A 13,905-nucleotide genomic window follows, 5' to 3' on the forward strand; every position below is an offset into this window, starting at 1 on the left:
TATACTAAATATTTTTGTAATTTTAAAACCATATATTAGTGCTTTTTTTACTGTCAATTTATTATTCCTAAACCTTACTTTTTTAGATGCTTTTATGTTTGTGAATGTTTTAGTTTAATATCTAAATTATAATATCTATATTTTCTAGATTATAAAAGTTTTAACAAATAGTACTACATAAAAATGGTTAAAATTAGCAGATTTGGTTTAATAATTGATTTTAAACCGTCTTTAGCAAAAAAATAGCTTTAAAAAAATAAGAAAATAGACGAAAATAATTGAAATGGCTATCCCATTAGAATTAAAACCGGTTGAAATACCTAAAAATGCAGTAGTAAAAGATTATTTTAGTAAATATATAGTTATATAATTAGAACTTTTTTAATTAATCTTTTTAATTTGATTTATTGAAATTGTTGAACTAATTAAATAATAAAGATAATAAATTGTTTGTATTGAAACTATAGTTATTGAAATGATCTGATTAATGTTTAAATTACTATTTAAGATATATAAAGATCTATTTTGATTTGCTAGTAATATATGATTCAATCCATAGATTAATCCAACAATAAATAATATGTTGACATTAATAACTATTAGTAATGAATTAGAATAACTATTAAATTTATTTTTTATATAATACAGTTTAAAACTAATAACTGTTAAAACAATGTTAACTATTAAATTAATTAAAGAAACTAATACTTGATCTGTTAAAAAATTCGAAATCATAAACATAGTTCAAATAATTCATAAAAAACTAATTAAATAATTATTATTTAATAATTTATTGTTTACTATTTTATGTTTTTTTAAGAAGTGGAAATACATAAAAATCATAAAGATGAATATATTAAATACTGAAAATAATAAATTTAAATAATCTAAACTATCATCATTGCTAAACTTATTATGAGTTGGTTTTATTTTTAAAACTGTTAAACTTATAAGTCATATAACAACAACACTTAAACATACTAAATAAAAATCAAATCTATTTTTTAAATTACTTATATTTAATTGTTTATAAATTATCAAATAAACTAAATAAATATTTAATCCAACTAACAATATCATTAAAACTAAAAAACTGAAAACAATAATCATAAAGTTTAATAAGCTTTTGAATTTAAAGATTTTATAAATTGAATCATAAAATGAATTATTAATAATTAATGATCCTGTTTTAGATGAAGCACTAATTCATAAAGTGAAAAATACTAATACTAAACTAACTAAAATAACTCTTGATAATATATTTATTACTAATAATTTTTTATTTGAATAAATTAAAGGATTTATTTTTATTTTTGTAAAGAACTTGAATATTTCATAAAAAATATCAACTACTAATAAAACAATTAAACTGTATAAAAGAGTGTAAGTTTTATAAAAATTAGTAATATCTTTAAATGCAAAAAACATAACAAATCCAAAAAATGAAATTGATAAATATAGCACAAATCATATTGCATATATTTTTATATGATTTTTATTTTGATAAATATTTAAATACGTTTTTTTAAAACCATATAAGTATAAAAAACTTAAAGTAAATAATCTTAATAAAAATGTTCAGTTTATTTCTTTAAATTTATCTGTTGAAAAGTTAAAAGCTATTGAGAATAAATCTTTACTATAAAAGACTGTTTTATTAATTAAAAATAACAATAAAATAAATGTAATAGAAAAAAATATTAATGAGATAAATTTATAGATCGTTATAATTTTATTTTTATCTTTTTCTAATACTAAATTAGTTATTTCTTCATAACTTTTACTATCAAATAATTTGATAGAATTTTGTATCATTTTTGCTCCTTATACAAAAAGGCAATAAGCTATTGCTTTATCACCTTTGTTATTTATTTTAGTTAGTTTTTTTATCAAATTTAAAATTGTCAGGTATTTTATCTTCATCAAATCCTTCTTCAAATAATCTCGTTTTTATCTTGTCACTATATTTATTTTTTAGTGCATGTCTATATGAATTAATTTGATTTTGTCCACTACCATAAATTAGATCATATTCAGGTAAATTATATTCTCCAAATAATCCTTTATAGCTGTATCCTGGTGATCTAAACATGGTTGCTAACCCAGTTTTTGCATTACCATTTGAAGCGTGATAAACTGCAATTAATTCATTATTTTTATTTCTAACACTAGATCCAGATGCTCCTCCAGCAGGAGAGTAAAATCTTGGCATTAATTCCAATCCAAAGTTGAAATATTGTTTAGTTTTTTCATTTAAAGTTAGTGTATAAAGCTTATCACCAATTCTATGAGTTGATAAAAATGCATCAGTTAATCCTGGTTTATCAATAAATGATCGATAACCAATTTGATATGATAAGAAGTTACCCCTTTCTAATTCTTCTTTTGAATAGCGACCAGATGAACCTTCTTGTTTAGAAACTGAATCAAAGTATTTACTATCAGAATTTGTTCAAAGTGAAAAATCATTTTTCTTTTCTTTTATTTGTTCATCATCTAAATGTTTTCTTAGATAATAATCACTTTCTGAAGTTGGATATCCTAAAACATAGATATTTTCTAATTTATTAAGTCTTTCTCTATCGCTTTGATTTCTAGCTAAAATTGGTCTATCTATTTTTTGATAATCTTCTAGATATGAATCAGATTTAAACTTGACTTGTTTTTCTTTTTTGGTTGCATAATTATTTGTTATTACTGCTGACATTTTTTTAGCATCTAAAGATTGATATTCTTTAACTTCTTGTCTAGCTCTTGTAACTGTAACATTGTTTGCAGATAATAATTTTTCAAAATCAAATTCAATTACAGCAAAATCAGCAAAAAATCCTGCATCTTTATATTTTTGAGCTTGATCTTTAACTAAATAATCAGAAGGGTTTTTATTGATAAAATCTGTTGCGTGAAAAATTGCATATACTGATTGTTTATTTTGTTCGTTTATTTGGAATGAAAATGTTTCGAAATTTGGATCAAAAGAATTTAATTTAAGTGTTTGACCAACTTGAACAGTATCTTTAATTCTAGTAATTGTTACACTTGTTAATCTATCTGTTATGGCTTTTGCAACGTGAGAGTTTGTTCCAAAATAAAATGTTGTAGGATTGTTTGAAGCATTTAACTGATAATCCATTATTCACATTGTTCCAGATTCATTAGCAAGTTCTTCACCTTTTTCTCTTTTCTCGACAAGTTTAGATTTTTCTTTTTCATATATTTTAATTAATGAATCTTGTGTGTGTTCTAGGATTTCTTTTTTCTCTTTTTCTAATTTATCCTTTAATTCTTTAAGTTCTTTTTCTTTTTCTGATTTTATTCCTTGCTCATTAGGATTTATAATTTTAATTTCATTTTCTAATTTTTGAATTTCAAAACCATATTGAAGATCAAGTTTTCTTGCTTCACCTTCTTTAAAGTCTTTTAAAGTTTTTTCATCTCAAGATTTAATTAAATTAATATTTTTATCTAAAATCGCAATTTCTTCAGAAAAATCTTTTTTATATGTAAATTTAACTTGGAATGTTTGTTCAGCTATTGTTTTATATGTATCATTGATTAAAGTTCTAGCTAAACCGTGAGATTGAACATGATTTGTCCCTAAAGAATCAGTGAACGATGGACCTTTATTAACTTCTGGGCGATCATTGATTCTTAATTTCTTTTTCTCTCCTTCAAAAACAGGAAGCGTAAATCCTTTTAATGCTGAATTATAGTAAGTATCAAAACTAACTTCTTCAGCTAATTTGTTAAATTCTTTGATTTGGTCATCAGATAGAACTAGTCCGAACTCTTTTTTAATATCGATCGCTTGACCTGAGCCTTGATTGTATATAGATTCAAGCATTCTCATATATTTTTCATTATCTATATTAAAACGTTCTTTTTGAGTTGAATCATTATATTTTTTTAATCCTTCACGTCCTCCAAAAGAGGCTGTTGGATCAGTTTCTTGTCGACCGTGATGATCAAATCCACCATTTTTATTTAAACCTGTTAGATGAAAATTTTTAACTTCAGATGCATTAGTTTTTCTATTTAAAAACTTAACAAAAATCTTAACTTCGCCTTTTGTGTTTGATATATTTATTGAAGCATTTTTTTCTGTTTGTGCACTTTCTACAGAAACAGTTATATTTTCTCTATATTTTTCTTCTTTAAAAGTAACTTTTAAATTTGATGGAGATTCTTCAATTTCGCTTGGAAGTGTTTTTGATAATTCTTTAGTTTGCCCAAAATTTGATTGAAAAATAATCTTTGCAACTTCTTTTAGTTTTGCTTCTGAATCTATTGAATTTATAAATTCATCAATTTGTTTGTTTGTCAGTGTTGAATTTGATGAATTATCACTGACATTACTACATGAAACGACTAATAAACTGGGAACAACTACTGATGATACACCAGCTATCATTAGTAGTTTATTTAGTAACTTCATATTTAATTTCCTTTCTTGTTTTAAAAATAATTAAGTATAACTATAACTTTCAGTTATAACTTTGTAACCTAATTCCTCTAACTGTTCTTTTAATCTAGTAGCACTTGGATCTACAAGTATTTCTCTTGTTGATTTTAACATTTCATTATACTCAAAATATTTTTTTAAATTATCTAACCCAGATTGTTCTAGTCTATTAGTTCCTTTTATTTCCATTCTTCTTGTTCCTGCTCCATTAGCAAACATTATTTTAGGTTTTTCAAATGGATTATTAGTATCTAAATGTTGTAAATTAGCATTATTTAATTCATCGGTTGTGATTTCAAATGCTTCATGATTATTAAATAAAGTTAATCTTTTAATTAATCTAGGTTTATTTGTTGAGTTTTGTGAATCATGGAATTCTAATCCCCTTAGTGATTTTATTTTTGTAACTCTAGAAAAATCTAAACCAGTTGGATAACTATTATCGCCTTGTTTTTGATCTGGATTTAATCCTGATCCATGTCTTCCTTGAAAGAAAGGTTCGTTATTTCTAGCATAATACACCATTCTTAATCCTAGATTAATTCTTCTAAAATCATTTTGTGTACTATAACTATAATCTTCTTCATCGAATGCAATAGTGTCAAAAGTAATTCTTGTTGATATTTCTAATCCTCTAGCATATTCTGAACTTACGTTGTAATCTAATGTATTAATAAATGAGGTATTTTTTAATGATCAAGGGTTGAATGATCAACTATCTCTTAATGAGTTTCCTGTTGTATATAACGATAATTCTTTAATTTTTTTATGTTCTAAAGCTATTAAACTTGAGGTATTTGTTTGTCTATCTGAAAAGAATAATTCTAATTGTGGTAAGTTCTCAGGAAGTGCACTTAAAATATGTCTAAATGGTTGACCTCCATCATCTCTTCCCATGTTAAAAATTCTATATGAAGTAATTTCAACACCATCTTTTTGGAATTCTTTAATTAATCCTTCTATTTTGTCATATCCTTTAGTGTTAGCGGCATCAAGTTCAACAACATAACCTTTATTTAATGAATCATTAACTTCTGGATTTCTTTCTAGTTTAAATACATTTATCCCTGAATTTGGTTCAATCTTATATTTATTAAATATTGGATCACTAGTTACATCGATTTTTTGTTTTGTTCATCCTGGATAAGTACCATTTCTAACATCTTCAGCAGATCTAGTGTATGGTGAATTGTAATTAAAAACTCTTCTTTCAAGATTATCTCTAGTGATTCTGCTAGTTACAGTGTTATATCTATCTGGAATATTGTAAGAATAAGAATCAATTACTCCATCTTCATTAATGTATACATTTCTAGGATCTAAAGCTAAACCTTCTTTTAAATAAGCTTCAGCTCTTGGACCAATTGTTGTAAATTTTGTACTATCTAAATTAGCTATTAATCATGCATATTTTTCTTCTTTAGATTTAAATGTTGCTATCATTTGATCATATATTTTTTGTGCTTCATCTTTTAAGAATTTTTTTACATTTGGAGAATCAAATAATTTTCCAAATCTTTGAACTATATTTTCTCAAGTAGATTTATTATTTCTTAAAATTCCACCAACTGTTTCAGCAGTATCTCCACGGTTGAAACTATCAGTAATAACTTTAAAAGCACTATCATTTAATAATCCAGTTCCTTGTGCATTTAATGCTTGGTTTCTAACAGCATCTCTTAGTTCTTTAGTTACATTGACACTAACGATTTTATCAACTGTAATATTTGTATAACCACTAGGATTAGCAATACCGTTGGTTGTATCAAATGTAGTTGGAGAAAATGCAGGTCTACCACTAACAATAGCTCTCACTGATGTTCCTGCGATTTCAATTGTTGTTTCGTGTTCTCCTGGCTGAATTTCTGGTTTTGGATTGGTTTCATTCTCAACTACTCTTGGAACTTCTGGAGTTGGAACAGTTTCAGTTTCTTCTTTTCTAATTGGTTCTGGTTTTATTAAATCTTCTTTTGGAATTTTATCTATATTAGTATCTCTAGCCGCCACATTGACATTGACATTACCATTAACCGGTTGAAGTTCAGCATCAGTTTGACCGATTGTTGAAGTGATCTTAGCAATAGATCCATCTGAAATACCATTATATACAATTGTAGATAAAACAGTTGAAGAAGCAACAAGACCAATTATTAATAAAAGCAATGTTTTATTTTTCTTCTTTTTAATATGCATCATCATTTTCTCCATTCTTTAATCAACCAATATCTATTAAATCTATAAATTTGTCAATTAATTTTTGTTTATCATTAAGTATATTATATAGACTTTTTTAAATTGATATATATATATATATATATTAAAAAATTCCCAATTTTGGACACTATATTTTTAAAATAGACTTCAATTCTTTAATATATTTTAATGTTTCAACATCATCTCATTCTTCTCTTTTTCTAGACTTTCACTTCTTGATTATTTTTGATAAATATCTAAAATAAAAAGTTTTAGTGTAATGCTATATTTCTAACAATTCCGCAAGGTCTTGAACATATTTTAACACCTTGCGTTTTTTTCATTCTGTATCATTTATTACTTCAACTTTGTAACTTCTCAAATATTCTATAATCTGTCTGAATGAGTAGTTTTGATGAAGATTTAGTTTTATTAAATTGTTCTTAACTTTTGTCGCAATTATTAGTGACAAGTAGTTTATAAACTCTGTTGTGTAAACTTTCATTTCTGAATGAACTCTTGTTTTTGATAGTTCCAAAATATTTTTGTAAAAGTTAAACATTTCTTCAATTTCTCATCTTTGATCATACAGTGTGTATACATCCTCTAATGAAAGGTCAACATTGGATTTCAAAACAATGACTCCAAAAAATTGATTATTTTTATTGAATTCATCAATGTTAAATGTATTTCTTTTTAGATGCTTTTGATAGTTTCCAACGCTTTCTTTGCCAGCTATTTCTAAGTCTTTAAATAGATAAAAAAACTTTCCATCTATTTGCTTTTTAGACCCTAGTAATTGCTTATCTTTAATTTTTACAGGGGCCAAGTTTTCATCAAGTTTTTCTGCTCTAATTAATGTTGTATTTCTCTTTAATGACAAAAGATACTTAACATTTTTATTCTGTTCTAAAAGCTCTGTAATTGCTTTAGTTCTAAAACCTTTATCAGCAACTAATATTTCCCCAGTGCTAGGCACATTTTCCAAAAAGTCCTCAAAAATAGTCGAATCCAGCATATTTCCTTGGTATGGTCTGTGATAAATTGGCTCTTTGGTATATAAGTCACAAGTGTAAAGTAAGGTAAAATCTTTGCTACCTTTAACCTTACCTTTTCTTGATCATTGAGAAAAAGTTACTTCATCTGAATTATAAGATTTAAGTGTGCCATCAATAATTTGCACTCTACCTTTGAACTCATTTAATCTGTCTAACATGAAGTTATGTATATTTGAATATGCTCTACCAGTTTTTTCAAAGAATTCTGGTAGTAATGATTCAGATAAACCAACCTTTTTAAATAATTCAGACATAAATGAAGTTTCATAGTAAAACTTTAAATCACGATTAACGACTTTTGGATAGGCACATCTAAGAATAGCAATTACATATAATTTGTAAGCTGTTGATGAATCAAAATGTGTTAGTAATTTTTCCAAAATATCATTGCTATTTTTTGTAAAAATTGCTATGTTACCATAGTCTTTTATATCAATTTTTTCTTGATTTTTCTTAGATCTTGTGCCTACTGGGATAGGTGTTTCAAAAGGAACAAATTTGTAATCTACTATTTCTCCAACGATTTCCAAATCTTTTGGAATTGCTTTTCCATTCACATATTTGCTGGTTCTTTTAACAACTTTAAATTTTCCAAAGTAGTTCTTTACAACTGTGTTTTTAGGTCTTTCAACTTGTCTTATCTCAACTGGAATTGCCATTTTCAAATCCTCCTAAATATATAGCATTATAATTATATTAAACACAAAATTTGGATAGGAAAATAAATAAAATTAATTTTTTTATGATGACATTAGCAACATTTTTTAAGTCTTTGTCAGAAAAATAAATAAAAAAATGTCTACATTGTTCAAAATTCGACATTTTGTATAGTATTATGGGGTATAACTTTTATAATTTAGACATTTGATTCTAGAAAATGGAACAGTTCTATGTATTTGCACAAATATCGTTTTGTAGTCCATTATAATCTCTATTAGCAAAATTTAACTAATACATGTTAGTATTTTTACAATTTTTAATATTAAAAGTTTTATCTATTTTTTTAAAAGTTCTCTGATTCTTTCAGGAAGTTTATCTCCTGTGAATTCTTCATGTGTATCTCTGTTGAAACCTTTAACTTTGTCAGGGTCTGTTATTGCTATGACTCAGTTAGATATGTTTTGATTGAATGATGAAGCTTTATAGAACATATAACTCATGTCAGTTACGATGTCTGTTTTAAAATGTGCTAATGATTTATTAAACATTGGCGCATTATTAAACATACCATACATTGTGGTAACTTTTGATGTATCTCAATTTGTTAAATCTTGATTAAAAACACTTGCTTCCCTAAACATTTCATTCATATCAGTAATTTGTGAGGTATTCCAATCTTTTAGTGGTTTATTAAATTTTTTAGCACCTCTAAACATTTGACCCATGTTAGTTACACTTGAGGTATCTCATGAACTGATATCTTGATCAAATTCTCTAGCATTTAAAAACATAGCACTCATATTTTTTACTTTAGAAGTTTTAAAATGTTTTAGTGGTTTGTTAAATACAGATGCATTATAAAACATTCCTTCCATATTAGTAACACTGGAAGTATTTCAATTGGTTAGAGCTTGGTTAAACTTTTTAGCATTTGAAAACATATAGTACATACTTTGAACTTTTTCTGTATTTCAACTACCAATTGATCCATTAAAATTTTCTGCTGATAAAAACATATATTTCATATTAGTTACGTTTGAAGTATTTCATTCATCAATACCTTCAATTTTTGCATTATGATTGTTAGTAAATGCACTTTCTAAGCTTGTAATAAAACTTGGTAATAATGGTGCTTTATTACAATTTGGGTCAAATTTTTCAATCTTACAATCATTTTCACTAATATATGTAAAACCAATAAGTAGACACTCTTTATTGTTATTGATATATTGAGATTTAAATGAACTAATATCTTTAAAATCTTTAATAGATTTTAATAAATTGTCACGTTCTTTTTCAAGGTTAACTATTTCTCGGTTTAACTCTTTTATTTTTGTTTCATATTTTTTGGTTATTTGATCTTCATTAAGATCTTTCACATCAAGATATGAAATTTTTGGAGTATATGAAGTAGAAAGTGTTTTTCATTGATTGTCTTTTAAAGCATTAACAATAAAATTTAGTGAATCTTGTTTTTCAGCTACATAATCAAACTTACTTTTAATATTATCTAGTATAAATTCGTTACTTGATGGTGCTTGTTGATCATTATTTGGATTTTTATCACTGTTAGGTTGACTTTGTTGAGTATTATTTTTACATGATGCAACTAAGACAGTAGATCCAATTAGTGTGATTGAACTTAATAAAGTTAGCAACTTTTTCATATAACACATCCTTTTTTAATAAATATTTAAAATTTAACTACCTTTTTGGCTAAAGCTTTAGGTAATTTGTGATTATTGTTTTCTATCATAGAACCTTTAGCAAAATCTCTAAATTTTTGTACTGATTTTAAATTTCAATTACTTAGATTTTGATCAAATTTTTTAGCACCTCTAAACATATTTTCAACGTCTGTAACTTTTTCTACATTTCATTTTGAAATATCTCCATTAAATAAAATAGCGTCTCTAAACATGCTTTTCATTTCAGTAACATTTTGTGTTTTTCAATCATTTAGATCTTGATTAAATGATGATGCTCTAAAAAACATTTCGTTCATATTGTATACATTTGAAGTGTCTCATGTATTTATATTTGCATTAAATTGTTTTGCTTGATAAAACATTCTGCTTGCATAAGCTAAACTAGAAGGTCTTCATTTACCTAAATCTTGTTTGAAGTTTTCAGCTTCTCTAAACATTGAATTGGCGTCTCTTAAAATTTTGACATTTCAATCAGTAATATTGTGGTCAAATTTAGTAGCTTTATAGAATAAGAAACTCATTTGACAAACTCCAGATACATCTCAATTTTCAATACCTTCGATTTTGTCATTTACATTTTCTTGAAATACTTTACTTAAACTATTTACTTCTCTTGGTAAAAGTGCAGATATTTTTGCTACGTTTTTAGGCATTTCAAATGCTTGTACATATTCAATATGTTTATTAAATGGTTTTAAGTAATTTTCACCTTCATCATCATAATAACCCATTTGAATAATTTCTTTAATATCTGATACTTCTTTTTTATTTTTTTTCTTTTTAGGATCTACTCATACCATTTTTAATCATTCTTCTTTATTTTTTTCTTGAGTATTTCCATTAGTATCAATATATTTAATTGATTGGTGTGCTAATTTAACATTTCCTATTTCTAGTTCAATTGGTTTATTATTTACAACCAATTTAATAGTTTGTTTTTTATCATTGTTTTCACTTTTTTGTAATCTAGTAGTAATATTTTCACTAACTGATTTTTCAAAATCAATAGTTTCAATAATACTTTTTGGTAATTTTTCTTTTAATAAGTCTAAAATATGAGCTCTAGTTTTTCCTGTATCTAATTTATTTTTAAACTCTTTATTTCAAACTTGATCTAAAGTGACAGTCATAGTTGGTTGACAAGCTACAGTGACACTAGCAGAAGCAAGTACTGTAATTGAACCTAATAAAGTTAATATTTTTTTCATAATTTACCTAATTTAGTTTATTTTATCCTTTCGAAATTTATTTTATAAAAAAAATTGCAATTTAAAATACATTATTTCTTATATTAGTATATTTTGTTAGTTTTCAAATATATGAGATTAAATCTAATAATTATAGATAATAAAACCTTATGGGTTTTTTATAAGATATTATTATTTAAATTTTCAATCTATATTTATAGGCATAGAAAAACGAATTAATAAATCTTTCTCTTTATTAAATGAATGTTTATCTGAATCTATTGCTGCCATTTTAGTTATACTTCTAGTATTTCAGCGCTCAATACCTTCAATAGTTTCGTTCTTATTATCAGCAAAAGTAAGGATTAATGCTGATATGAATTTTGGAAGATTTTCAGGTACTTTTTAAACAGTTTTAGAGATAGCGTGCAATACAATATGCTTATCAGATAACAATGAATATCCAAGTTTAGTACATTTAATCGGATTAACTTATTCATCGTTGATATATTCTGATTCTTGAATTGTAATAGCTCGTCGAAATAAACCATTAGGTCCTGGTTTAAATGAATCTTGAGAAATATTATTTTCTCTAACTATTTTGTCAATATATTCTAGACTATTTATCTATATTCCTATTTATCATTCTAGAACTAACAACAACTCCACTAACAGCCCCAACTGCAGAAACTCCAGTCAATGATGATGTTAAAATTGCTAAAGTTTTTTTAGTCATATCAAAACTCTTTCTACTTTCTAAATTTATTATTTTTTGATATAACAAACTTATTGTAAATCATAATAAATAACACTCTCAATTTTCCACTGAACCCCCAAATCCGGACTAAATATACGGAAAAGGGGGTTTTTATATGTCTAAATTAAATTTAGAAAAAAGATTAGAAATTATAAAAGAAGCAAAGAAACTAAATGTTAAAAAAGTACTTCTATAGCAAGTAAATATAATATTTCCACTTCAACAATGAGAGATATTGTTATTAGATATGAATTATTTGGAGAAAGCGGACTTATTGATAAACATAACAAACATGTTTATGCTCCTGAACTAAAATTAAAAATAGTGTTATATAAGATTAAAACTAATAAAACGTATTATGAAGTAGCAAAAAAATTTAAGATTACAAATCGTTCAATTGTTGCAAACTGAGTTAAAAAGTATAAAAAGGATGGATTTTTAGGGTTAAATAATAATATAGGAAGACCTAAAAAGTATATGAATAATTTTAAAAAGGATAAAAGAAAAAAATCTAAATTAAAAAACCATAATGATGACAGAGTTAAAGAACTAGAAAAAGAACTTGAATATTATAAATTGGAGAATGAATATCTAAAAAAGCTCCGCACCTTGTTGGAAAAAAGCAGCCAACAAGGAAAAAACAAAAGTAGTTTTAGAGTTGTTAAAAAGGTATAAGAATGTTAAACTAACATTCTTTTTAAAAATTGCAAAATTACCTAAATCTTCTTTTTATGAGTGAAAAAAGAAGCTTGAAAATTTTATTGATAAAGACATGGAATTAAAAGAAATAATTACTAAATTATTCAAGCAATCTTTTGAAACTTATGGATATAGAAGGTTAAAATTGATTTTAAAATCAATGGATTATATTGTAAATCACAAAAAGATTTTAAGAATAACTAGAGAACTTAATATTCAATGTGTTAAGTTTAGAACAAAGAATGGTCAATATAGTTCTTATAAGGGAACTGTTGGAAAAATTGCTGAGAATATCTTAAATAGAAATTTTTATACTTCTAAACCAAATAAGAGATGAGCAACTGAGATAACAGAGTTTAAAGTAGCTGGCAAGAAATTATACAATTGGATTTCACACAGCTTTAGATACTATAATTAATGCAATTGATAAAATAAGAAGTACAATTCAATCTCATAAAAGAGCTAATGTTATTGAAATAATGGGAAATAGTTGTGGTGATTTAGTAACTTATTCAGCAATAGCAACATCAAGTGAAATATTTTCACCATCTGAAGACTTACTAACAATTGATGAAATTGCAAATAAGACAAAAGAATTATTTTTAAAAAATAAAAAAGTGTAATTATTTTAATATCTGAAAAATCATATGATCTAACCTGAACTTTTCACGTTCGTGTGACTAGTTTAGGTTTTTATTAATATCTTTCGTGCATTGATTTACATCTTTTTCGGTTATTTTTAATGCAGATAAAATTATTTTTTGAGTCTTGCTTAAACCATAAGAACTTACATATGTTTTATTGAATTTTGCTAACTCCATTTTTGATAATTCACTAAACAATGTATTCACTGTATGATGACCATTTTCAGCTAAAAATTCTTTCATACAATAACTGAAATATGATCTAACAATCAATGCTAAAAATGAAATAAACATTTTTGATTCTAAAACCAATCTATCCTGAACATTAAATTTATTTAAATCAAAAGTGGTCTTAACAGTTGAAAATGCTTTTTCAACAAGATCTCTTTTCTTGTATTGAGTAAGTATAAATTCTAAATCAGAATCAACGTTTGAAACTATTATTGAGAACCCTGCATTTTTGTGAACTTTTTCAAAAACATTTTCTTTTAAAAAAACAACTTTTTGATTATTTTCATCAACATTAATATCAAAAA

8 protein-coding genes and 1 pseudogene are annotated in these 13,905 nt (G+C 25.1%); 2 read left to right on the plus strand and 7 right to left on the minus strand.

Annotated features, from left to right (window positions below):
• Nucleotides 1–381: 381 nt before the first annotated feature.
• The 6 genes from AB668_RS04850 to AB668_RS04875 form a co-directional block, all read right to left on the minus strand.
• Nucleotides 382–1,815 (minus strand): MSC_0624 family F1-like ATPase-associated membrane protein, encoded by a 1,434-nt coding sequence (locus tag AB668_RS04850; RefSeq protein WP_050517869.1) that lies wholly within the window; start codon nucleotides 1,813–1,815, stop codon nucleotides 382–384.
• Nucleotides 1,816–1,873: 58 nt separating this feature from the next.
• Nucleotides 1,874–4,435 (minus strand): Ig-specific serine endopeptidase MIP, encoded by a 2,562-nt coding sequence (gene mip / locus AB668_RS04855; protein WP_050517870.1) that lies wholly within the window; start codon nucleotides 4,433–4,435, stop codon nucleotides 1,874–1,876.
• Nucleotides 4,436–4,465: 30 nt separating this feature from the next.
• On the minus strand, nucleotides 4,466–6,655 hold the full coding sequence (locus AB668_RS04860) for a putative immunoglobulin-blocking virulence protein (RefSeq protein ID WP_050517874.1): 2,190 nt from the start codon (nucleotides 6,653–6,655) through the stop codon (nucleotides 4,466–4,468).
• Nucleotides 6,656–6,938: 283 nt separating this feature from the next.
• On the minus strand, nucleotides 6,939–8,372 hold the full coding sequence (locus tag AB668_RS04865) for a transposase (protein ID WP_050517871.1): 1,434 nt from the start codon (nucleotides 8,370–8,372) through the stop codon (nucleotides 6,939–6,941).
• Nucleotides 8,373–8,708: 336 nt separating this feature from the next.
• The gene (locus AB668_RS04870; protein WP_050517872.1) at nucleotides 8,709–10,040 is read right to left on the minus strand and encodes a BspA family leucine-rich repeat surface protein; all 1,332 of its coding nucleotides are present in this window, start codon (nucleotides 10,038–10,040) and stop codon (nucleotides 8,709–8,711) included.
• A gap of 26 nt (nucleotides 10,041–10,066) precedes the next feature.
• Entirely contained in the window at nucleotides 10,067–11,290 is a 1,224-nt protein-coding gene (locus tag AB668_RS04875; RefSeq protein WP_050517873.1) for a BspA family leucine-rich repeat surface protein, read from the minus strand.
• Nucleotides 11,291–12,141: 851 nt separating this feature from the next.
• On the opposite strand from AB668_RS04875, the pseudogene AB668_RS05990 reads away from it, so the two are divergent.
• Nucleotides 12,142–13,107, plus strand: a pseudogene (locus AB668_RS05990) (helix-turn-helix domain-containing protein); the annotation flags it as partial.
• 49 nt (nucleotides 13,108–13,156) lie between these two features.
• Nucleotides 13,157–13,348, plus strand: a complete 192-nt coding sequence (locus tag AB668_RS05995) for a 6-phosphofructokinase (RefSeq protein ID WP_235443357.1) — start codon at nucleotides 13,157–13,159, stop codon at nucleotides 13,346–13,348.
• Between the two features lie 57 nt (nucleotides 13,349–13,405).
• Here the strand turns inward: AB668_RS05995 and AB668_RS05775 are convergent.
• Nucleotides 13,406–13,905: hypothetical protein (locus AB668_RS05775; RefSeq protein ID WP_082160339.1), on the minus strand; the 500-nt coding region annotated here is incomplete at its 5' end.

The sequence above is a fragment of the Mycoplasma sp. HU2014 genome (assembly GCF_001199495.1).
Taxonomy (GTDB): domain Bacteria; phylum Bacillota_I; class Bacilli_A; order Mycoplasmatales; family Mycoplasmataceae; genus Mycoplasma.